Origin of the sequence: Cronobacter sakazakii (assembly GCF_000982825.1) — a bacterium.
Classification (GTDB): Bacteria; Pseudomonadota; Gammaproteobacteria; order Enterobacterales; family Enterobacteriaceae; genus Cronobacter; species Cronobacter sakazakii.
The window spans coordinates 1-21534 of record NZ_CP011050.1 but is presented as its reverse complement, the minus strand read 5'-3'; the positions used below and the strand labels follow the sequence as shown (position 1 = coordinate 21534).

The window sequence follows — 21534 nt, the reverse complement described above, 5'->3', positions numbered from 1 at the left end:
AACATCATCTGCTGTTCATCCCGACCAATAAAACGAAGGTATCACTCTCGTTTGAATCTCACTTACTTTCCATTTTGTAATAAAGAATCAAGTTTTCCAGTGATATATCAATACCAACTTTTTTTAATAACCTTTTTCGCGCAGTGTATATTTCTTTCAGCATATCTTCATAACCCTGACCAAGGTGAATTTGTTTATGGCAATTGCAACACAGAGATATGATATTTTCTTCAACATCAAGAGATGTGTCAAAAGCATCTTGCCTGGACATAGGTACAATGTGATGAGGTTCTGTGTAATTTAAGGATGAATTTCGCCTTCTGAATGTTGGGTGGTCACTATCGACTTCACATCTGTAACCTGCTTTATTCAGCGCATTTTGGGATACGCCTTTACTCCTGGGATACGAGAGGCCATTTTTTACTTCTATTGCATTTTTCTTTGGTTTGGCTTCCCCTGTATATTCAAACGTCTGAACGTTGTCAAAGATATTGCTTTTCTCTATGGCATTGATCAACTCATCGTCAGAGTAATACTCACTGCTGGCCATTTCTGTTGTACCAAAAAAATCCAGTTCGTTAATTGCCTGAACAAGTTCCTCACGAATTGTCCATAAGTTTCTTTTGGGTTTTCCGCCGATTTCTTTACTCTTCATTACGGTAATGAATTTTGTACCGGATGCGATATTTCCGACACCTTTAACCTCGAATCTACCAAGTTCTTTTTGAACTCTGCCACCCAGTCCGTTTATGACTCCATTAGCACTCATGCTGTGCAGGTCGTACTTCTTACCAATATCGAAGCATGTGCAGGAATGATTTGGCTCAATAAACCATTTTTTTAACGCTGCAATACTTTTTGTGTCAAAAACTTTATCATTTGTTAATAAAGTTTTCCATTCTTCCACACTGATATCAATGTCACAGACATACTCTCCATCAATCACTTCGCATATTTTTTTAATCACATTCATTCCCCTGTTATACAGATAGTCATAATGAAAATATAAAGCTCGCTAACCGGTATGGTTGCGTAAGGACCGTAGTCTCTCAGAGACCGTGCTTTCTTTTTTTTCAGGCCTGGGCACTAAAGGGTCTGTTGCACCCCGAAAAAATTTGTTGCGGGGATTGCTCATTGAGATGAGCCTCTGCTCGATCATACCAGATCAGCAGGCTGCCCCCAATGCTATGGCTTCTTAGTTTGGCCATTATCCGGCCTTCCTCACGACCAATAAAATAGAGACATTACCCGTGACGCTGCCACCGTCTCAGCCCGGAACGATCAGTGAGCGCTTCTGATGACCTTCGGTTTTTTTAACGAAGCGGGTGGGATACGGTTTGTTGCTGAAATCTTAATAATAACCAACAACTGATGCTAATTTCGCACTTTTAACATATATGAATATAAATGTTATGAATAATTGCATTTACAGGAAATATCATGCGTTTTGTCATCCGGGATCCGAAAAAAGGCAGAGGCGGATCTGCGCACACCGCCCCACCGGGCAGACGCCCGGAAACACAAGATATGCCTCTCCGTCAGCTGCCTTTTAATCCATATGTTGTGTTATCCCCCGTTCCGTGACGCGGCGCGCAGCCGCAGATACCGCCGCAGCGTTAAGATAATGAACGTGGTACACTTCCGGAAAAGCGTAAATACGGAAAAAATCGGATCATACAAGAACGGCCGTCCGGTAATTTATCTATGTTATATTAACTTGGATTACTATTTGCTTTTATATAGTAAACATCATGGTTGGTTGGACAATATGAATTTACTGACGGACGAGACGGTTGTCCTGATTAGAGAGATGATTGCTGGGAACTACGATACCGACGAAGTCTGGATCGTCGATATCCCCGATAAAGAAACAGGAGCATCTCATCGCGTGGTGGTTAACGGGGACAGTATCGTGCTTGCCGGAGTGAATTCGAAAGGGCAGCTACATGAAAATCCCCAGGCCAGGCAAAAGCCGGGAGGCCCCCCGCCGAAGACGCTCAGCGGGACATTCGCTAATCAGCCGGTTAAAGAACGCCTCGATCGTCTTATGTGTGCAATTGCCCAGCAAAGAGCCCGGCAGGAAAAGGCCTTCCTCGATAAAGAGCTTAAAAATACTGCGATAAAAAAGAGCGAGAAGAAACGCCTCTGAAGCGCCCGTTCAGCACAGTAATTAATGTTCCAGGGCCAGGCTGAAAGATAAGGAGCATAATCATGGTGGATGTATAAGGTACGGCAGAAACAGCAAACACAACCGTTCAGGGGATTACCCTATGGATGCCCCTGCTCTCCTCATTGGTGGGCGGTGTGCTTGGCGGCACCGTTGCCATAATTGCGAACTGGCAGATCCATACCCTGGCCCGTAAAAGAGAAGTCAACGCGGCCGCCGACAAGGTTCTTAATGAAAAGCGCGCCGCAGAAGATAAACAATCTCAGGAACGTCTCCATGGCAGGCCCATTAAGATTTAATCCAGTGCCGCCGCATTCCGGCTGGCGGCTGGCGGCTTTAATTCCGGAAATATCTGCCTTCAGTAACCATCGGGATTATACCTGATCATGATTGATTCGCCCTCCGCGACACCACGATACCGCGCAGACGAAAATGCCTGGCTGATCACCCTGCCGGCAAAGCAGGACGGAACGCACCAGTTCCGGCCCCTAACTCTTGTGGCTATCCGAACCGTAAAGGACGTCTATTTTCCCTCGGGCATGGATGACCGCTGCCCCCGACGCCTGGTGCACTGTGACTGTGAGCTGAAACTCTACTGGCGGGGAGGTGGCTGGCATCAGGAAAAATCTTTTCTGGCGCGTTACACCATCAATCCCTATGACAACACCACCGAGCTGAACCTGACCAACAGTGACTTTATGCTGCCATTCGAACTGCGGGGGCGCGGGCTCGGATCGTGGGTTATGCAGCAGCTGGTCAGCTGGGCAAAAGTCCTGCCACCGGGTACGCCTGTAAAACCGATCAGGACGGCACCCGTCGATGAGAAGGATGTGGAAAACCACGCCCGGCGTGACCACTTCTGGCACGGTCTGGGTTTCCGCTTTGCGCCCGGCAGCAGGACGTCGCTTCCCCTGAGCGTGAACGAACTGCAACTGCCGGCAGGCCGTGGTGCGAAGCCGGATGTCGTTCTGCTGCAAAAGGGCGTGCATACACTGACTCAGGCCATTGACCGGTACAGGCTGACGATTGAGGCCAAAGACAATGCCCTTAAGGTCAGCAGAGAGGAGATCGCACGTCTCACCCGCCTGCAGCCCCATATGCTGCTTATAAGGGGTATTCGCGCCCCGTTTACGCTGCTGTCTAGGCTAGTCCATCAGGCGAAGGCAATCGCTGCAGGCAGGCTCCGTAAGCAAAAAGACCATCCCCTTTCAGAAGATCATGAAGGATAACTACGTGACCATGAACAACTATCCCGCCCTGTCGTCGCAGGCGGTATCGTTACCCGTCGCCATCGATTATCCGGCCGCGCTGGCGCTGCGTCAGATGGCGCTCGTTCAGGATGAACTGCCGAAATACCTGCTGGCACCGGAGGTCAGCGCCCTGCTCCACTATGTGCCGGATCTGCACCGCAAGATGCTGCTGGCAACCCTCTGGAACACCGGCGCGCGCATTAACGAGGCGCTGGCGCTTACCCGGAGTGATTTCTCGCTGACGTCATCCCTGCCTTTCGTTCAGCTGGCAACCCTTAAACAGCGCGCGGAGAAAGCTGCGCGGACGGCAGGTCGGGCACCGGCCGGCAGCCAGGCGCATCGCCTGGTGCCACTGTCAGATCAGCATTACGTCAGCCAACTGCAGATGATGGTGGCCACCCTGAAAATTCCGCTAGAGCACCGCAACAAGCGTACCGGCAGAATTGAAAAAGCGCGTATCTGGGAAATCACCGACCGCACCGTACGCACGTGGATTAATGAGGCCGTCGATGCCGCTGCCGCTGATGGTGTCACGTTCTCGGTGCCGGTGACACCGCACACGTTCCGGCATTCCTACGCCATGCACATGCTGTACGCCGGCATTCCGCTGAAGGTACTACAGAGTCTGATGGGGCATAAATCGGTAAGCTCGACGGAGGTATACACGAAAGTTTTTGCGCTGGATGTCGCCGCACGGCATAGGGTTCAATTTTCAATGGCAGAAACTGATGCTGTTGCAATGTTGAAAATCAGATAGCTAAATTTTGCGCTATGTGAACAAAACAAGGCTTTGACGGTATAACAGGCCAGACTTCATCTAGCGCAATGTCATTATGAATATAACCGCTATTATATATCTCTCCTGACGATCAGAACGGTTTGGCTTCTGGCTGGGCGTTAACTCAGCCTCCAACAAGGTGGTTACTTTCATAAATAGCTCGCTGCGTTCATAACAAGCGGCTACTTTCATAAGATCGCCTGACTTCAGGCACCTCTTTATTCATGAAATTTAGGCTATCCCCTTGTCATCAATGCCTTCAGGCTATCAAAAGATGAGTACCTTATGAAAGCAACCGCTTTTAAACAATCAAAAGTATGAATGCAGCCGCTTTCAAACAGTTTATGAATGTGACCGCCTTCACGCTACTGGCAACGTAAGGCGCGGCGATCGAGAGTGAACAATGAACATGATTTCCCTACCCTTTTTGGTTTCTGTGTAATCAAGATAACCAATGCTTTTTAAATCCTTCATCGCGCGCCGTATAGTTGCATTCTGGTCCTTTACCTGAGATTCCATTGCAAGCCTTTCACGCAGCCGCTTCATGGAGACATACAACGTACCGGCAGGCATACTTTCGAAATAGACATAAAGGGATTGGGCTGATTCCTTACGGGATAATGCTGACAGCGCTTTCAGTCCGAGTAAAACCTTATGATCATAGCGATATAGCTCCCATAGACTCGGATCTCCAACTATCTCAACTTCATTCGTTTCCATATCAAGTTGCGCACGTTGGACAAGGTGGGTTACAAGGCTGCGCTTGCCATCCTGGCTGCGAAACGAAAGAGTCACGCTAGACAGGTTAAAAAGAGATTCGCTTAATCGATTTCTGGCTCGGCCATTGATGTCGGTTGGTCTCAGACCGCACATCCTTGCGAACTCTGAGAAAGGTAGACAAATTTTGTCGGAGGTATAACCATACTTGGAGAACGCTGAAATAATCCCGATCCAAGTCTTAAAGTCGGTTGACATACCGAGCTTAGCCCCCTGGATTTTGATATTGGTGTACCCTTCCTGCCGCGCAACTTCCAGGCTTGAAAGTTCTTCCGACGCATCAATAAGAAAATCACGTTTTCCCTTCTCTTTTGGAGATACCGGAGTGAACACACTGAGGCGTAACAAAGCCACAGGCTGAACAGTTTTGTTACTGTTCGGCGTCAGCTCATAACTCTCCCCTGACTCTTTCTTTTTGATCGCAAAAGGACTTTGCTGCGCTTCAGAATTTTCCATTTATCCACATCCAGTGAGTAAAAGCAGCTGTCTTTATGAAAGTAACCGCATTTAACTTATGAAAATAACCGCCTACGTTATGAAAGTAAACGCCTTAACTATGAAAGTAACCGCCCGGCTTATGAAAATAACCGCCGTGATCGCTATTTATTTAATATAAAACAGTGAGTTACAGATAAGGTGATCTCTATTGAACTGTAATGATCTATATAATGATCTGATCAATTGATCTATCAGGTGAATATGTGGATAAAGTACTACGTGATCATATGGCTATAAATCTTGCTACGTGCGTACACGCTAACACCTATCTTGAGGCCCTATACTGGTTAGCAGCCAAGTACGATTACACTTTGTATCAAGCCTACAAACCAAACGCCCATCACCTATAGATGTTTCATTTAGCCAACTAAAGTAATCATTCGCTTAAGAAAGAACATTTGAGTTAATGAGTAAAAACTCACTTACTCATTATCTTTTAACCACGAATCAACGAGATCATTCATTACATCTGAAATAGAAGCGCCTTTTCGGGCACATGCGGCTTTTAATCTCTGATGTTTTTCTTCTGCCATATTGAAATTGACGCGTTTCTGTATGCCCGATGGTTGGGCTGATATAACTTTATCTAAATCCCTGTTTTCACCGAAGGTCATAACCCGAGGTGAGGCAGTCTGATTACGGTTCTGTTTTACTAAGCTCATAACAACACTCCAGCACAAATTTACTCATTTGAGTTTATGTGTAAATGTGTATTTAATCAATTAATTTAAGGATCTCACCTGCAAGCACTTCTATCTCACCTTTGGCAGCTCCGTCATTAGTATCAAACACCGTTTCGCCATCAAGAACAGATTTCACATAGCTCTGTCTTTGCGTAATAGACGTTTTTAAAGAAGGAATTCCTGTTGCAGCGATGCTCTCACGCAGAACACTAAGCATCGTAGCTTGCTCGATTTTGCGTGTAATAAGGAAACGGCACTCAACAGGTCTGCTATATGACTGAGCTTCCAGCACACTTATAACTGCACCAGAAGCTGAAAAATCCAATGGTGACGGTGTCACTGGAATGATAACCAGATCGCTGACCATAACTGCAGCGGCAGTAATTACAGAAAGCGCACCTGCTCCATCAATGATGACATAGTCATAATCTGCAAGTTCTTTTCTTATTGTATAAACATCCTTTTCTGATGCTGCAGTGAATACGTCAAAGTTCGCTTTTTCAGCCTTGTTCCAGTTTGCAAGGCTTTGCTGCGGATCGGTGTCTACAACAGCCACACGATGTCGCTTAGCAATGCTCGTACTGACGTTAATTGTGACAGTAGTTTTACCGCTCCCACCTTTTGGATTCAAAAACGATATTACTTTCATTTATACCTCACATTTTACTCATATGAGTTTATGAGTATTTACTGTAATGAGTTTTTACGTAAGCAGTTTAAAGCATAAAGGAAAATGTGTAAATGAAATTATGTGTATTTACTCATATGAGTATGAGGCTTAGATACAAATTTATCCGCCTACGGTCGGACACAGAATCAATATCCATAGAAACGCGCATAGCGATGTTTGGCTACTAGCTATGCCAGTGAAGGGACGATGGTGCCTTAAGGGGTATCTGAAGACGACGACACAGGCCCCATGGTTACAACTGTAGCCATAGAGCATCTGCGGAAACATTATAAATCATTATTTCAACTCATTTGAGTTTTTGAGTAGATGAGTAATGTAGTTTCGTACGATGAAAATTGATAGTTATGTCAGCACCTACATAAGGGTGGAACTCTGAACTGATCGGCCATACTGGGAGTTACACCGTCATCTGTAGTGCATTAACCAACCGATAATCTTACTGAGAACAAATCTACAACCACGACACGATACAGCCAGCCTTGATGTGTCCTGACGTAGGTTTATCTAACGCTCATACGGAGCATCTGGATTGGGTCGCCTCTCGAACCCGTGTTTGGCGACACAATACCAGCTTCACCTTTGCGTGCCCGCAGCCTACGTTAAAGTGAATAGCGCGCCGCTATGATTCATGAGGTTCTGGGAATATTAGGAAAAGAATGACCGAGGAAAATGGTGAGCGTTTATACAGGCTTAAGGACTGTTAGTCCTGGGCAGATAATCGACATGGGGATATAATGCCCGTGGCGCTTGAGGCTTTTTGTCTCATGACGTTCACGTGGTGTGTAACATTGTTGTGAGGCAGAAAGAAGAAAGCCCCGAAGGTAATTTTTCAATTAACCAACGAGGCCATCTGCATGCTTGAACAACATCAGGATAGCCTCTTACCCGCCGTAAGGCAAGGAGAAGAAGGCCATGAAACTGCCGCGAAGCACTCTGTTCTGGTGCGTATTAACCGTATGTTTAACGCTGTTGATATTCACATTACTGACGCGTAATTCGCTCTGTGAATTACGACTGAAGGACGGGCAAAGGGAGTTCGCTGCGTTTCTGGCTTACGAATCCGGTAAGTAGCAATCTGGAGGCGGGGAAAACCCCGCCTTTTCAGAGAAGATGTTGGATTGCATTGCCACGAGCGCCTTTATAAGGGGCTGTCAGTTCAGGCTGGCAGCCCTTTTTTCTGCATACAGGCCGGTGAAGCCCGTCGGCAGGCTCTGCAGGCAGGGGTTTATATAAAGCTGATGAAAATATTTACGCCATCAAAGTTCTAATGTTGCCTGCGGGCGTTTAGCGATTATTTGTACAGGCTACGCTGAAATATCAGTGTAAGATGAAGATAAACTAGTCATCATTAATCAGGTTCTTGACTGGCGCGTCCCCGACAACAATAAGTAGATGTAAATCCTACAATTAACAGTATGTCGGAAAATGTTATTGATGGCGGCTTATCAGTAAACCCTCATTCTTCGTTGAATTATCATGTGCCTTTTGAATTTTTGCAGCAGGCTGAATAGAACGCTAACCAGAAGGTTAACAAAACGACACTACTATTTGACGGTTGTATCCAATAATCGGGGGGCAGGTAAGTAATAATAATTTCTTTCGTGGTTAAATTTACACTTTTCTCACTTGATAGTCTTTTGCACTTAATGAAAATAATTAGTAGTTTTTTGTAAGTCTATAGGTTCTTTTGTTGTATTTATTTTTGCTACTTTCACTTTATACTTTTGTGTTTTTTATGGGGGAGCGTATGTTTAAAAAAAGGTGCGTCTTTATAAAAGAACTCTTTGCGGTGTGATTGTTGGTATTATCGTTATTTTATAGGTTGTGTCTTTTGCTTCACCATGCGTTTATTTGTTTTTGCGTGAATTATTTGTCGTGATCGTGTACGTCTGTATTTATGTTGTTATTTATGAGGAAATGGCATGTGAAAATTGAAATCTTTTTTAAAGTAATTTCTCGCTTCATGACGTTTATATGATGTATGAAGCGTCATCAGGCATAAATAAAAAGGCCTCGAAGGTAACTTTTCAATTAACCAACGAGGCCATCTGTACGCGTGACAAACTTAGTATAATCCTCTTGCCCTTTAAAAGGCAAGAAAAACATGGCAGTTAATCGTATGTTTGAAAGTTTTGATGTGACCACTCCTAAAGCTTAATTTTCTCAGCCAAACTTCATCCTGATGGGCATCTTTTGTTGTTTCGATTAGATATTGCCAATTTTCTACTTTTCGTTGTGGGATACGTTCGCGGAAATTATATGTTTGGAACGAACAAACGAGCGGGACTGCCTGAAATCAGAGTGGTATTTATCAAGCCAGTAGAGCCTTACATAAAAAACACTAAGAAAACAACCTAATCAGAAAAGAAACGCCTTACAAACACGCAGGGGGCGCTTCAGATGCAGATGTTAATCATATCAAAAATAATCTTTTGCACTAGCAAAAGATTATATCAGGCCGCGCTTTACCTCACCCTTAAAACATCACACCCCACGCAAGACGTTGTCTTGCAGATTAAATCTTTAATTTCAGCTACATATGGTGAAAAAGTTTCGTCGGTAGGTAGGTGTAAGCTAAAACTATCACACAACCCGACACTAAAAGTTAACACAATCCTGATACCTGTTAGTGTCGATATGTCTCACCCATATCACACAAAGGTAGATGACGAGAATTTTCATTGAGATGGTTGTCGCATGGTGTCACACTGTCGCACATCACAGAGCCGGATTGTACTACTGTATAAGATGCCAAAGTGTTGGATTGTGCGATGCTCACAGCCTGACTCCAGAAAGAACTTACACAACCAGTTAGCTTTATGTAGTGTCGGTTTCGACACCGTTTTAAAAGAGATAAAATCTGGGGCGATTAGCATTTACCTTATAAGTAGAATTGAACGAGAAGAACAACATCTTTTTTCTAAAGATATGCAGAACAATAGTTTTTCGGGAAATAAAAATATCTCTGTAGGCTGCAATTAATTAGCCTAGGCGTGTTTATCTATAAATAGACGCGAGACACGAGAGCAGAGAGGATGGTTTTGATCTAGAGGACTATCGGCTTAATCTGATCAGGAAAACCACAGCTTCGCGAGAATGTATGATGATCATATCAACACTGACCGTAAAAATATATTTAAGAGATAATGGGCAAAGAAGGGGGAGGGCGACTGGAGTAAACGCTGGGCTTTATTCTCACTATGAATAAAGTTAGCTTTACATGAAGCAAAGTAATATCATTTTTTGAAAAATGATAAAAATTTATCTACGGCTGAAAATTTCGGCTATTAAACTATATGAGGCGCCCTCACTGTTTCACGGCAAAGCTTTTTTTTCAGCACCGTTTTTTTTTGGGCAGGTAATCTTCATACAAGATTGTTAATGTTTTAAGCCTAAGCATCCTCCGTATGAACCTGCAAAACCACTTTTAAATATCGCGACGTATTCATTCTCTTTGTCATTGTTTTATTATTCAAGCTAATCTGATGATAACGCAAATCTTATCGTCTAGTTCTTTAGATGTTAGCATGCTGCAGTCTGATGTCTTACAGCTTTGTTAAGACGAAGATTGATAAGCCTTTTTATTAGTGTCTCTTTGGTTTTTTATATCGCTGTTCTGCTTTATTTATAAAGTGTAGGCGAATGTTCCAGATTTAAAAAGGTGGCTACCTGTTACATTTTTGCATTTTGGTTGTTACATATGTATTAATCATCTTCTGGCACAAAGCGGCATACTCAACGTCAGTAAAGCGCTATTATTCTAGTGTTCTACATCGCGCTGCTTTTTTGATGAAAGGAACTGATAGAACGCAAGCTCATTAGTTGGCATAAAGAAACCTGTGCTATATATAAATTTAAAGGTGAATAAGACCCTTTTATCTTTGGCTGAAGTAGCTGGTTTTAATGCGGGAGCTATTGGCTGAATAGTTAGCGTGATTGTTATATCAACAAGTAAAATTGAGGGGCTTAATATATTTTTCGTTTTTGAAGCCGGTAGGTAGGAGAGCGGATTCCCTTGCGCTTCCTCGCTCAGACCGTTCACGGTCTGAGTCTGCGGCGAGCCCTGCCAGCTTTTTCAGACAGCCTGCAGCCTGAGCGGGAAGAATTCGGGCATAATCGACATATTCAGAAAGAACGTAGATCAGAGGAGTGACTATGACACGTACCACTCTGGCCGCGCTTGGCGCGGCTTTTTCATTATTCGCGGGCAGCGCCGCGGCTGTACCGGCACAGACTTTTACACCGGAGCAGGAAGCCCGCACAGGAAAGACAGGAGCCGACAATAAAATCGACGAAGCGAAGATTAAGGAGATTAAGGCGATGATCCGCCAGAAACTGCAGTTGCCGGAGCAAAAAAACCCCGTACCGGTCGTTATGGCAAATCAGGAAGCGCTGCTGCATGATGCAGACACACCGGCGTATGGCCCGGAAAAGGCAAAAGTAGCCGTCATTGAGTTCCTGGATTACCAGTGCCTCTACTGCTACAAAATGACCTGGGAAATCGAAAAGGTAATGAAAACGAACCCGGGAGTTCGTTTCGTCTTTAAGGCGTGGACCATTTATGCCGGGGAATGGCCTTCATCGGAACAGGCGGCTCAGCGCGGCCTGGCAGTGTGGAAAGCGAAAGGTGAACAGGCTTACATGACGTATCACAACAAACTGTTCAACACCATGCACATGAACGGTGAACTCACCACAGAGGATATTGATAACGCAGCAATGGCCGCGGGCTTTGTGGCAAACAGCATACCGGATAACAGCGCCGCGCTTTCGCGCAACGACGCGCTGGCGAAGCAGCTGGGACTTATCGGGGCGCCAGCTCTTATCATTATGCCGGTGACTGGCGCGACGCCAGACAACATCACCGTGCTGGAAGGAGGCGAAACCGCAGAAGAGATTCAGCTGGCCATCAGAAAAGCTGAACAGACGTCGCAATAATTTTACCTGTCAGACTGCGTATGATGGCATTTCCGCCAGAATCATCATTCTTAACGCAGTGCATCCTTCTCTCTCATGCAGCCTGAGTTCCCCTGCGCTTCCTTGCTCAGACCGTTCACGGTCTGAGTCTGCGGCGAGCCCTCCCGGTTTTTTCCGACAGGTTTTGATACCGCCTTCTGAAGCCTGAAAGGAGATGCCGGTCACGGTATTTTTCCCGGAACATGAAAATTTTCAGCAGTCGCACACTTGCTGAGCGGTGACAGGTAGAAAATTAGCAGGCAAAGCGGTAGACTTCTGCGAGCCGGGACGCCTGTGGTGAGGTATCTGGCTGATATATTTTAAATTTCTGACTTAACTGAAATTGCCCGCTCGGGACTGGTGTGGTGACCGGAAATGAGCGGATGCGGTGAAAGCCTGTGGTGAGGCTGAAGCCGGACAGATAAGGCAGAAAAAACTTCTGCGTTCGTTAATGCGACCGGACGGAGAAGGAAGGACAAAAGGATTGGGCGCGTCCGTAAGACGCTCAGGAGCGGGAAAGGCAGTTGCCGGAGCCCGAATGCAAAAACCCCCTGAAATCTGTACAGAAACTTGGCGGAATCTTCAGATATTCAGGGGGCCCAAAAGCAGGCTGGTAGCCTGTGAAGGATTATAACGCATGCATTACATAACACAACACCCGGCCGCCATAAGAAAAGGCCGGCGTGAATGATAATCTGATCCCCCCGCCGACCGGCGCCACCGTGGCATCCATTCCACGGCCTGCAAATGCCCTGACCCGGTTTACCTGCGTCCGGCGCACTACAAACCCCTGAGTGGTGAACACGGCCGCGCGCTGCGTAACCTCATGCTGCACGATCGTAAAACGGGTCACTGGCAGGTACGCCGTCGCGTGTCTGCCGATATTCGCTTTGTGATACTGCGCCATGCCTGCGGCCGCAAACGCGCCCTTCGCCCGGAGATGCGCCGCCTGATCGATGCCCTGTTCGTGGTGTTCGTTAACGCGGCGGACCTGGCCACCGATATCATCACCCTTAATGTCTCCAGACTGGCGGAAGCCCTGAGCCCGCGTGACGAGAACGGCACCATCATCCGTGAAAAGGCGGTGACCGTTTCCCGTGTGTCCCGGGCCATCCGACTGCTCTGCCTGTTCGGCGTCATCGATGCGCCGGCGACCGAGTGGGACCTGATGAACGGCTGCCGTTTCCCGAAACATGTCCTGCTCACCGAGGCGGGCTGGCAGCTGACCGGCATTAACATGGACAGGCTTCGCGCCGAGCAGGAAGCGCGCCGGCAGGCCATCCGCGACGGTATGCTGCAGCCAGGCGAAACCCTGAGCCTGAAGGCTGCCCGCCGCCGCTGGTATGAAAGCTGCCGCAACCGGACTGTCCTGAGTCGCCGCACGCGTGCGCTGGAAGGCAAACAGCGACGTCGTCTGGAGCAGCTGCCGTTCGATGAGCGCAAGCGCCAGGTGGCAGAGCGCCTCTACCGCAGCCTCGGGGAGCGTGCCGGCATGGTTTCATCACAGCAGTTTGAAAAGATGGTCTGGCAGCAGCTCTATCAGCTCGAACTGGTGAATCTGGACGCACCGGCCGCGGCGCCACCTCTCCACTGACCCCGTTTTTTGATTCTCCGCTTTGCTGCGGAGGCTTCCCCACGTCCGCACACTTTCACTGCACAAAAAACACCCGAACGTTATGGCCGTCGTTACCCGTTCCGGCGGAATTATCCCGCCGGCCGCCGCGCAGATGATGTTATCCACACTTATCCGCAAACAGGAAAAAGGGTTTAGCTGCAACCAGCTTCGTGTTAGGCGCAATTCAATCAGGGGTTTCACCCCTTACTTATATTCATAAGAGAACCCTTATTTCAGCCCACTTATCCCGTGGATAACGGGGAAAACCAGAAGTAGCTCCCTGCGCTCCGCGCCGGGCACGGGGCCGGTGCACAGCAGCAGGTTTAGTTACAACACACAAAAAATTGAAGTAGTTTATGCCCCGGCGGCACCATCGCCGTTCTGAAGCCAGAGTGCCACGTCCGGCCACGCTGAAACCCTCGCGCCGTACCTGAACGCAGGGAGCCCGCATCCACCCACTAAAAAGCCGCGCCCGCCCCGGGCCGAAGGCCCGGAACAGGAGCCGCTTTAGCGGATGTTGTAACTACGCCGCTAAGCGGCCCCTGACGGGTCCGCCAAGCCGGAGATACGGCCGGACTACGTCCGTCCCACTCCGAAGGCGCAGGGAGGCGTTTACGTGGTTTTAAAGGGGTTTATGGCCTGGCAGGACGGGGGGGGGCTTGTGGCATATGACAGTAAGCAGGGCCCGGCGGTTTGAAGGCAGCGCCATATGGAAGGTCTGTGAGCCGCCTTTTATGCCCTTCGGGCATGTTTATCGGGCGCAGAGGCCGCTGTCTTCATGAAGAATTCGATCATCCAGACGATTCAGATCGCGCAAAGTTGAAAATTTCATGTCCGGGGATATGCTGTGAGAAGGCATCAATAAGGACATAAAATGGACACGCTCCTTTTCCCCGGTCAGAACCGCCGTGCATGGTCTGATACCATGATTAACCTTGAAGCACGGAAACTCGTTAATACCGCAAATACCGTGGCGTCCATGCATCTGCATGACGGACTTTCGCGGCTGCAGTTTGTTGACGAGATCAAGTCAGTCATCATGAATCAGTTTGAAGCGGCAAGACGCGCAAAAACAGATGATGAGTGTATGGCCTGCATTAAAACGCTTCGTGCAGAAAATGACAGCCTTCTTGAGCAATCCCGGGCGCTGAAATCTGGTTACGCAAAGCTCTATGCCGAGGTAAAAGTCGTCAAGGAAGAAAACAAAATCATCGGTTACATCATTTCCGGGGTGGACGTCGTCATCGGCGGTATTGCGATTTTCGGCGGGATTACGATGATGGCCACCATGACACCGATGGGCGTGATTGCCGGGGCAATCATTATTGTGAATGGCGTTAACACCATTACCAAGGCAGCAGCCCGCACTTTACTTGATGATAAAAAGACAGAAGGTATTTTCGCTGACGGCTCTATGGAAGTTGCTGAGTTCCTGGGGTTCAGTCGTCAGCAGGGGCTGGGTGCCTATAAAGCCGTCACTCTCGTCAGTGACGTTTATGGCATGTACGGGCTTCGATTAAGGCCAGAGGTGCAGCGCCTCTGGTACTGGACAAGACCCGACTTTTTCAGAAAGGTCTCCAAAACCTCACGTCCGATGATGGCTCTGAATATCGCTGGATGGGGGCTTACCGCCAGCGTTGCGGTAAATTTATTATCTATCGATCCCGGCGAGAAATAAATTTCTCCAGCCGGCGGGCTTTCATACCAAGAGAAGGTGGAAACGTTGCCCATACAATTACCAGCGCTATAACAGCACTCACACCACCTGAAACAATATGGGTACGGTTGCCGGCAAGCAGTACACATAGCATTACCAGTATCAGGCCCACCGTTACCCATACTGAAACCCGAAAGCGACGGGAAAGCGCAGAGATGAGCGCGTCCATAGTGCCTCCTCCATGAGAGACCCGACTCTTCAGGTTTTCAACATCGCGTTCACTAAAGCCTGCGTTATATAAGTCTTTCTCACTGATGATCATAATCTTCTCCCTTTCCGGATAAAATTATATACAGGCTTGACGCGTAACGGTACGGATTCCGTAAATGTTTACCTTGCTTCTCACCCTGCCCGCAGCTGGCTGAACTCTTGACCGCGCTGTATGAAACTCTGACCCAGTTTTCACCCGGACACCCAATGCATGCACGGGAACCATCAAGATGAGTAGTAAGAGGCCAGCTCAGCGGGATAATGCTTATTAACATAATAAGTTGCTAACTTAAGTGGCTAAGGCATATGAAATGAAGCAGGGCCCGGTGGTTTGAAGGCAGCTTCTTCCTGGGGGAAAATGAGCCGCCTTTTATGCCCTTCGGGCATGATAATAACCGGTGTTTGAACATGGGGATGAGATGTACCAGCTGACTTATTTTCTTTTCGGGGGCGCATTACCTCTGTCGCGACCGGAGGGGTTACCTGTTGTGCTTGGCCAGTTCCCGCCCTGTCCCGGATGGCTTGATGGACCGCGGCCACCCGTTTTCGTTGTGCCTGAATTGCCGGATTTTGACATTGTTTCTTTCCTTATAATTGTTTGTTTGTCTGCGTTCACGACATGTCGGTAACTTTCACTATTTCATTTTGTCATAACGAGCCCGTGTCGTATGGTTAGTGCATATTACGCTGGCCTGTTAGAAAGCTTAACAGGTATGAATTTAATCTTATGAAAAGTAATTAATGATGAGAATACATAAACTTTCGAAAGCTTTCGATAAGACTGGACAGGTTGAATGGCCATGCCCGGCCTGTGGGCAGCTGACTCTGGAAATAATTCAAGAATCTCTCTATGAGGCACCTACCTCTGAGAACCGGGGAATGCAGGACGAGTTGTGGTTTGAGGCTGATATGTATTCTGGTGTATTTTGTTGTATGGCAAAATGCTCGCGATCCCAATGTCGGGAAGTTGTGTGCTGCTCTGGTATAAGCCGTTATGAATCTGGCTGGGAACATGAAAAGGGTACGGTATACTGGCAGGTATTCAAGCCCGTCAACTTTGTGCCAGCGCTTAACCCTTTCACAATTAAAGTTGAATGTCCGGAAGAAATCTCAGAACCGCTTGCTGCATCATTTTCGGTTTACCTGGCGCAGCCGGGTTCGGCGGCCAACCTGATTCGGATTACTGTCGAGCGTTTGCTGACAGCTATCGGCGTTCCTGAACGGAATGACAAAGGCAAAAGGATTGTTCTACATGAGCGACTCGAAAAGCATCTGCCCGACAACTATTCAGACTATGCCAGCCCGTTAATGGCGATTAAATTTCTCGGTAATGCCGGCAGTCATACACTCGACGAAGTTAAAGTAAGAGATATCGAGGATGCATTTGAGATAATGGAGTATGTTGTGAACGACATTTTCTCAAAGCGTAAAGAATCCATAGAAGTGCTGACCAAAAGACTTAATCAGAGATTCGGAAAGTAAATGTACATGCAGTCTGTCCGGGATAGAAGCCAGATCTGAGAAGGGGGTACGGTATATCTAACCGCCACACATCAACCCCATAAGAGATGGAGGGTAAGCTGACGCACCCCAATCAGTATGCACATTAACTTATTAACTTATTAACTTATTAACTTATTAATAAAGTAAGAGCATTTACCTTCAGACATCCCGACAGGCAATCATCGTAGCTTTAATATCTCAGACGTGAGGTGCAGAAGTCTTGCTGCATCGGGATTATTTTGATGTTTTGTAAGGCTCAGCCACAGTTCAAGAGTTCCACACGCCGCTGCATAACATGCCTCCTTTTTCTCAGGCAATTCTCGTACTGAGGCTGCGTATTCAGTAATAAGCCGCTCGGTTTCATTAGTCACTGTTTCATACGTGAAGACAACGTCATCGCTTCGCATCAGATCGCCTTTTTAATGGTTTATCAGGCCTGTAGAGAACAGGCAGACCTCTTCTGTTTAAACAAAATACACTATCGTTCCGGCGAGCAGGAGATGCCCCGCATAAACCGGATAAAAGAACCGGGCCGGAAGCCAGCGCCGGTGTTTGTCCGCCATGAGCTGCTGTGCGGCAGTCACGACCATCCAGGGAAAAAGACACGTCGGTAACGTGGCAAACACAAGTGTCGCCACAGGCATGGTGGCAAGATGTGAGGCGCCGTTGAGGGTTACCAGCGACAGGAAAACTGCCCAGCCGGCACAGTACCGAACCTGCGCTGATGCGCTGCCGGCGATTACAGCCAGCCCCACCGTCAGAATTTCGCCCTGCAGACCATAGCTTGCCGGCGACAATGGCCAGGCAAGTACCGCCAGCAGAGCTGTACCTGCGGCGAGGCCACAGGTTCCGGACTGTCGGTGCCAGGCCAGGAGTTGTGTTGTGCCGGCAAATACGAAGAGAATATTCAGCGCGTACCACGGATCGAGTTGGCGAAATGCCAGCATGAATACCGGCTGGGTTACTACTGCCCACAGCCATAACCGGTTTGCCTGAAACTGCAGACGTTCCGGCTTCCTGTTTACGTTGATGGCCCAGATCAGACTGAACAACGGGAAGGCCGCTCTGCCGAGCGCATACAGTTCCGGCCGCAGCGGGCTCAGAAACAGCGTGTTGAAGTGATCGAGGAGCATGGCCAGCATCGCCAGGAGTTTCACCAAATCCACTGCTCCGGGATTCAGCAGTGTCATTCGCTGCAGTGCTCTGAAAGGAATTTTGTGAATGGTTGACAGTACCTTCAAACGTATTCTCCTGCTCACTGCGACAGGCAGTGTAAATATAACTCTGCACCCAGTTCCAGAATATCCGCCCGGTGCATGCCGGCACTCGTATATATGCCTTTTCCATTATTTTTCTGGCCGCAAATTCTGATTTATCGCGAAGGATCAGCATAGCCTGAATTTTGTTTTTCTGCGAAAGATAAATACTGAAAAGATGAAAATCGTTCATAACCTGGAGCCGATAAAATAATTAACAAGAGCTTTGCTTGTTATCGGCAATGGAACTATTTACTTTACAGGTAATACCGCAATAAAACCATCAAATAAGTTCGGGCGATCTATTTTTGTGCATAATGCTGGCCGGGTAACGCCGCCAGTATGAAGGAGTAATAATGAGGCTCCATTTTCCACTGAACGTATATTGTAAATATCATTCGGTCTCTTTTTTTTGCAGCGATCGTTCGATGAAAAAATTAATATTGTCTGGCAGTAATGAGACCTTTGATAATATTTAACGCATAACTAATGTTCAGTGTTGTCATGTTTGCGTTCAACTGTGACAGCATGCCAGCGTTGCTTGCAGCAACATACGTTTGCAGCGGTCCGGTATACTTCTTTGACGTCACCACTGTCAGCTGCACCGGAGCAGAATCCAGAGCGTCAAGCCCCGTAACGATGTCTTTCTCCGCTGCGCTGATATACACCGGCGAGCCGGCAATAACAAAGTTGTCGCCCGGATATGTGTGCATCAGCTCCGCTATCGAGGCGCAGCGACCGGGAAACGGTGGCTGCGTCGTCAGACTTTTCCATACGGCGGCAGGCGCATGCGTCATGGCATGGAATGTCGCCTCATAGGGCAACGCCGGATCGGTGGCATGCCGCAATCCCAGACCTGCGGATATCACCCACAACTCGGTTTCTGGCCAGCATGTCATTGCCGACACAGCCCGTTTCCAGTGTGTGCCGCGGTAGAGTTCTCTGGTTGTGAATTTCGCGGCGCTGCTTTCACTGTTCAGCAGAGCCCGCCAGGTTGCCATTGCGGCGCTGAGATCGGTGTTGTGATAAGGAAACACCCTGCTTCCCGGCGCAGCTGCTTTACTGCTGCTGCACGTCGTGATGAGATGTATGGCCATGTCATATTCCACCGATGCGCGAGCCGTTGCCGGGCACACGCATCAGCTCTCCTGGTACGTTTGTACCTTTTCCAGCTGCTGTGCATGTTTTTCACGGATCTCCTTCGCGGCAGGCTGCCAGCGTTTCGCCCACTCTTCATCCAGACGCCCTTCACTCACAATTTTCAACGCGATGGCGTAAGGCGTGCGGCCCTGCTTCTCAGACAGCCACAGCACCTGGTTATCGATTTCTTCGTCCGGAATGCCATCGATGATGCCATGTATCAAATCGAGATCTTCACTGGCCCAGGGCTTTCCGCTACGCGGAAACACCAGGTCGGGTTCACGTGGTTTTTTAGGCGGCTTTTCGGCCTTCGCCTGTTTGCGTGCTTCTTTTTCTGCCGTAGCCTGACGTATCCGCTCGTTAAGACCTCCGATCGTGGCCACGGTCATGACCATATTTTCACGCTGTTCCCGCGTCAGCAGACCATCCTCACAGATAAGATCATTGAGGGTGGAGAGCAGCGTGTTAATCCGCGTCTCCGTGAGTTTTACGCCCATATCAGCCTGTCCTTTTCATTTACCGGCTGCCCTCAGCGGCAGCTCGGGTTATTTCGTCCAGTCTTCCAGCATCAGTCCCGGAACACGTTCAAATTCACGCACATTATTGGTAACCAGTACGGCGCCGGCTGCAATGGCATGCCCGGCAATCGCCGTATCATTCGGACCTATCGGGGTGCCGGCCGCGGTCAGCGCCGCCTTGATTTCTGTGGTCGCGTCCACCGCGGCCCGGTCCCACGCCAGAACGGCATCAAGCCGCGCACAGAATGCCTCAACCAGCACCGCGTGACGCGGGGAGGCTTTTTTGCCGATGGCACCGAACCGCATTTCGGCATAGGTAATGGCTGAGACGACAATCCGGTGTCCCCGCAGTACCGTCTGCTCCAGCTGCTTCAGTACCGCTTCGGGCTGTTCACGCATGATGAATGAACAGATATTGGTATCGAGCATATAGGTCTTTTTCACAGGTCAAATCGTCCTTCGTCGCTGACCACGTCGGCGCGCTCCGCCATAAAGTCCGGATCTGCTTTGTCGAGCTGCGCGAAGGAGCCCCACGTCGGGCGGACGGGACGCAGGATGATACTGTCGCCTTCCCGGATGATTTCCAGCTCGCTGACGCCCTCAAAATCCATATCCCGCGGCAGCCGGATAGCCCGGTTCTGGCCATTTTTAAATACAGACACAGTACGCATACTCTTTCCTCTTCGGATACCCGGGCAGATCTGCCCGTACAGGTGCATTATACAAGGTTGAAAATGATTTGCATATGCCTAGCATATGCCTTTTTGTTTGCTTTAATTTCTGGCAGTCGTCTCCGTCGTGACGCGATCCTGAATGGGGGGAGTTCCCCGATACCGACAGGAGTTTTGAAATGTTTAATGACATTATCCCGCTGGCACAGCTGGCATACAGAACGGAAGTGGCAAGAAGTGAGTACCGGGAAAAAGGTACCGAAAGTGCCTGGCGTAATTATGAGGACCTGTACCTGGCTCTCGGATGCCGGGCAGTGTATCCGGGGCGGTTGACTGTCAGGTGCCCGATCGCGTTACTGTTGATGGTATTGCTGGCCATCGATGCAGAGTAAACCGGCAGCGGCTCCTGACTGCGAATACAGCCCGGAAACGGGCTGTATCTTCGTAGCAGTAACAGGCCGTACGGCGGTTACTGATTTAATCTTGTTCCGTATATCCAATAACGATTTTTTCCACGGGGCACCCGGGTTCCGTGTCGACCGCTCTGTTTTTCTCTTCCTCAAGGATTTGATCTGCCTTATCGCGGAGCCATACGTACATATCATCTCCACGTTCCCTGGACGACGAGAGTTTTATTGGACGCGTTTCTATGGGTCCTTCGACTTCCCCAATTCTTCGTAACAGGGTGCCTATCACCCCTTGCGACTCGATGGGTTCACTCACGATGTAGTCCGGATATCCTTCAAACTGCTCCAGCGTCAAATCTATGTACTCACCGTCCAGCATGACAATTACATGGGCGTGAACAGGCGAGTTTTCCAGCCTGCTGCCATTCATGTAAATAATGCAGGGATGGCCACATTTATTATCCGTGAGATACTGTGCAAGACAATTACTGGCCATATCGCAGCTGCCGTGCGGAAAATTATGCAACTCCGTTTCCCATCGTCCCAGGTGACGGCACTCCTCCGGGCAGTCCCGGGCCAGCTCCAGAGCCTTACGAAAAGCCCGGACTCGAAACTCAACATCTTCTCTCACACTCTTTCCCTCCGATAAAATTATCTGACCGGCATCGATGTTCCTCCTGGCCCGTTCTCACCGGTA

General features: G+C 48.5%; 22 protein-coding genes. 11 read left to right on the top strand and 11 right to left on the bottom strand.

All coding sequences use genetic code 11. The features are described from left to right. Positions 1 to 58: 58 nt before the first annotated feature. Positions 59 to 967 carry an HNH endonuclease gene (locus tag CSK29544_RS21860; RefSeq protein WP_007374408.1) on the bottom strand — a complete coding sequence of 303 codons (909 nt, stop codon included), beginning with the start codon at positions 965 to 967 and terminating at the stop codon, positions 59 to 61. An 801-nt stretch (positions 968 to 1768) separates the two neighbouring features. On the opposite strand from CSK29544_RS21860, the gene CSK29544_RS24090 reads away from it, so the two are divergent. The 4 genes from CSK29544_RS24090 to CSK29544_RS21840 all read left to right on the top strand — a co-directional run bounded on the left by CSK29544_RS24090 (position 1769) and on the right by CSK29544_RS21840 (position 4174). Further along, positions 1769 to 2149: a hypothetical protein gene (locus tag CSK29544_RS24090; protein WP_072186403.1), complete on the top strand. Its 381-nt coding sequence runs from the start codon at positions 1769 to 1771 to the stop codon at positions 2147 to 2149. Positions 2150 to 2274: 125 nt separating this feature from the next. Then, entirely contained in the window at positions 2275 to 2466 is a 192-nt protein-coding gene (locus CSK29544_RS21850) for a hypothetical protein (RefSeq protein WP_007901142.1), read from the top strand. An 87-nt stretch (positions 2467 to 2553) separates the two neighbouring features. After that, positions 2554 to 3396, top strand: coding sequence for a hypothetical protein (locus CSK29544_RS21845; RefSeq protein WP_023897700.1), 843 nt, complete (start codon positions 2554 to 2556; stop codon positions 3394 to 3396). After that, a complete protein-coding gene (locus CSK29544_RS21840) occupies positions 3386 to 4174 on the top strand; it encodes a site-specific integrase (RefSeq protein ID WP_023897701.1) in 789 nt (262 codons plus the stop codon). Before CSK29544_RS21845 ends, CSK29544_RS21840 begins: the two co-directional genes overlap by 11 nt. Before the next feature lie 381 nt (positions 4175 to 4555). Here the strand turns inward: CSK29544_RS21840 and CSK29544_RS21830 are convergent, their stop codons facing one another. From CSK29544_RS21830 to parA, 3 genes are all read right to left on the bottom strand, one after another. After that, positions 4556 to 5428 (bottom strand): RepB family plasmid replication initiator protein, encoded by an 873-nt coding sequence (locus CSK29544_RS21830; protein ID WP_023897702.1) that lies wholly within the window; start codon positions 5426 to 5428, stop codon positions 4556 to 4558. Positions 5429 to 5892: 464 nt separating this feature from the next. Next, on the bottom strand, positions 5893 to 6132 hold the full coding sequence (locus CSK29544_RS21825) for a plasmid partition protein ParG (protein WP_029039442.1): 240 nt from the start codon (positions 6130 to 6132) through the stop codon (positions 5893 to 5895). A gap of 52 nt (positions 6133 to 6184) precedes the next feature. Beyond that, complete coding sequence (gene parA, locus CSK29544_RS21820; RefSeq protein ID WP_023897704.1) at positions 6185 to 6802, bottom strand: ParA family partition ATPase; 618 nt, start codon at positions 6800 to 6802, stop codon at positions 6185 to 6187. Between the two features lie 896 nt (positions 6803 to 7698). Between parA and CSK29544_RS25045 the strand changes: the two genes are divergently transcribed. The 5 genes from CSK29544_RS25045 (at position 7699) to CSK29544_RS21805 (ending at position 15093) form a co-directional block, all read left to right on the top strand. Then, positions 7699 to 7839, top strand: coding sequence for a DUF5431 family protein (locus CSK29544_RS25045; RefSeq protein WP_007894167.1), 141 nt, complete (start codon positions 7699 to 7701; stop codon positions 7837 to 7839). Beyond that, entirely contained in the window at positions 7778 to 7915 is a 138-nt protein-coding gene (locus tag CSK29544_RS23645) for a type I toxin-antitoxin system Hok family toxin (protein ID WP_234007531.1), read from the top strand. Before CSK29544_RS25045 ends, CSK29544_RS23645 begins: the two co-directional genes overlap by 62 nt. 3084 nt (positions 7916 to 10999) lie before the next feature. Then, a complete protein-coding gene (locus tag CSK29544_RS21815) occupies positions 11000 to 11782 on the top strand; it encodes a thioredoxin domain-containing protein (RefSeq protein ID WP_023897708.1) in 783 nt (260 codons plus the stop codon). A 745-nt stretch (positions 11783 to 12527) separates the two neighbouring features. Then, positions 12528 to 13394 carry a plasmid replication initiator RepA gene (gene repA / locus CSK29544_RS21810; RefSeq protein WP_042391449.1) on the top strand — a complete coding sequence of 289 codons (867 nt, stop codon included), beginning with the start codon at positions 12528 to 12530 and terminating at the stop codon, positions 13392 to 13394. Positions 13395 to 14289: 895 nt separating this feature from the next. Then, positions 14290 to 15093 carry a DUF4225 domain-containing protein gene (locus CSK29544_RS21805; RefSeq protein ID WP_007778977.1) on the top strand — a complete coding sequence of 268 codons (804 nt, stop codon included), beginning with the start codon at positions 14290 to 14292 and terminating at the stop codon, positions 15091 to 15093. On the opposite strand, the gene CSK29544_RS23635 is transcribed toward CSK29544_RS21805, so the two are convergent. Continuing rightward, complete coding sequence (locus tag CSK29544_RS23635; protein WP_012815896.1) at positions 15071 to 15394, bottom strand: hypothetical protein; 324 nt, start codon at positions 15392 to 15394, stop codon at positions 15071 to 15073. The two genes, CSK29544_RS21805 and CSK29544_RS23635, sit on opposite strands and share 23 nt — an antisense overlap. Positions 15395 to 16083: 689 nt before the next feature. Between CSK29544_RS23635 and CSK29544_RS21800 the strand changes: the two genes are divergently transcribed. After that, positions 16084 to 16824 (top strand): DUF8608 domain-containing protein, encoded by a 741-nt coding sequence (locus CSK29544_RS21800; RefSeq protein WP_012815899.1) that lies wholly within the window; start codon positions 16084 to 16086, stop codon positions 16822 to 16824. Between the two features lie 485 nt (positions 16825 to 17309). Here CSK29544_RS21800 and CSK29544_RS21795 read toward each other — a convergent pair whose 3' ends face one another. From CSK29544_RS21795 to vapB, 5 genes are all read right to left on the bottom strand, one after another. After that, positions 17310 to 18086, bottom strand: coding sequence for a TraX family protein (locus CSK29544_RS21795; RefSeq protein ID WP_230582696.1), 777 nt, complete (start codon positions 18084 to 18086; stop codon positions 17310 to 17312). 452 nt (positions 18087 to 18538) lie between these two features. Then, positions 18539 to 19198, bottom strand: a complete 660-nt coding sequence (locus tag CSK29544_RS24515; protein ID WP_042391447.1) for a hypothetical protein — start codon at positions 19196 to 19198, stop codon at positions 18539 to 18541. Positions 19199 to 19240: 42 nt separating this feature from the next. Then, on the bottom strand, positions 19241 to 19738 hold the full coding sequence (locus CSK29544_RS21785) for a hypothetical protein (protein ID WP_007778984.1): 498 nt from the start codon (positions 19736 to 19738) through the stop codon (positions 19241 to 19243). 48 nt (positions 19739 to 19786) lie between these two features. Next, complete coding sequence (locus CSK29544_RS21780; protein WP_007778986.1) at positions 19787 to 20203, bottom strand: type II toxin-antitoxin system VapC family toxin; 417 nt, start codon at positions 20201 to 20203, stop codon at positions 19787 to 19789. After that, complete coding sequence (gene vapB, locus CSK29544_RS21775) at positions 20200 to 20430, bottom strand: type II toxin-antitoxin system VapB family antitoxin (protein ID WP_007778988.1); 231 nt, start codon at positions 20428 to 20430, stop codon at positions 20200 to 20202. The genes CSK29544_RS21780 and vapB overlap by 4 nt, the downstream gene beginning before the upstream one ends. A gap of 179 nt (positions 20431 to 20609) precedes the next feature. On the opposite strand from vapB, the gene CSK29544_RS21770 reads away from it, so the two are divergent. Continuing rightward, complete coding sequence (locus CSK29544_RS21770) at positions 20610 to 20822, top strand: hypothetical protein (RefSeq protein WP_012815904.1); 213 nt, start codon at positions 20610 to 20612, stop codon at positions 20820 to 20822. A gap of 85 nt (positions 20823 to 20907) precedes the next feature. Here the strand turns inward: CSK29544_RS21770 and CSK29544_RS24675 are convergent, their stop codons facing one another. Then, complete coding sequence (locus CSK29544_RS24675) at positions 20908 to 21468, bottom strand: hypothetical protein (RefSeq protein ID WP_012815905.1); 561 nt, start codon at positions 21466 to 21468, stop codon at positions 20908 to 20910. Positions 21469 to 21534: the final 66 nt, after the last annotated feature.

Coding starts and splice junctions, on each gene's coding strand:
- vapB (WP_007778988.1), bottom strand. CDS start 20,430: ATGCGTACTGTGTCTGTATTTAAAAATGGCCAGAACCGGGCTATCCGG.
- CSK29544_RS24090 (WP_072186403.1), top strand. CDS start 1,769: ATGAATTTACTGACGGACGAGACGGTTGTCCTGATTAGAGAGATGATT.
- CSK29544_RS21805 (WP_007778977.1), top strand. CDS start 14,290: ATGGACACGCTCCTTTTCCCCGGTCAGAACCGCCGTGCATGGTCTGAT.
- CSK29544_RS21850 (WP_007901142.1), top strand. CDS start 2,275: ATGCCCCTGCTCTCCTCATTGGTGGGCGGTGTGCTTGGCGGCACCGTT.
- CSK29544_RS21840 (WP_023897701.1), top strand. CDS start 3,386: ATGAAGGATAACTACGTGACCATGAACAACTATCCCGCCCTGTCGTCG.
- CSK29544_RS25045 (WP_007894167.1), top strand. CDS start 7,699: ATGCTTGAACAACATCAGGATAGCCTCTTACCCGCCGTAAGGCAAGGA.
- CSK29544_RS21825 (WP_029039442.1), bottom strand. CDS start 6,132: ATGAGCTTAGTAAAACAGAACCGTAATCAGACTGCCTCACCTCGGGTT.
- CSK29544_RS23635 (WP_012815896.1), bottom strand. CDS start 15,394: ATGATCATCAGTGAGAAAGACTTATATAACGCAGGCTTTAGTGAACGC.
- CSK29544_RS21830 (WP_023897702.1), bottom strand. CDS start 5,428: ATGGAAAATTCTGAAGCGCAGCAAAGTCCTTTTGCGATCAAAAAGAAA.
- CSK29544_RS21800 (WP_012815899.1), top strand. CDS start 16,084: ATGATGAGAATACATAAACTTTCGAAAGCTTTCGATAAGACTGGACAG.
- CSK29544_RS21845 (WP_023897700.1), top strand. CDS start 2,554: ATGATTGATTCGCCCTCCGCGACACCACGATACCGCGCAGACGAAAAT.
- CSK29544_RS24515 (WP_042391447.1), bottom strand. CDS start 19,198: ATGGCCATACATCTCATCACGACGTGCAGCAGCAGTAAAGCAGCTGCG.
- CSK29544_RS21770 (WP_012815904.1), top strand. CDS start 20,610: ATGTTTAATGACATTATCCCGCTGGCACAGCTGGCATACAGAACGGAA.
- CSK29544_RS21815 (WP_023897708.1), top strand. CDS start 11,000: ATGACACGTACCACTCTGGCCGCGCTTGGCGCGGCTTTTTCATTATTC.
- CSK29544_RS21785 (WP_007778984.1), bottom strand. CDS start 19,738: ATGGGCGTAAAACTCACGGAGACGCGGATTAACACGCTGCTCTCCACC.
- parA (WP_023897704.1), bottom strand. CDS start 6,802: ATGAAAGTAATATCGTTTTTGAATCCAAAAGGTGGGAGCGGTAAAACT.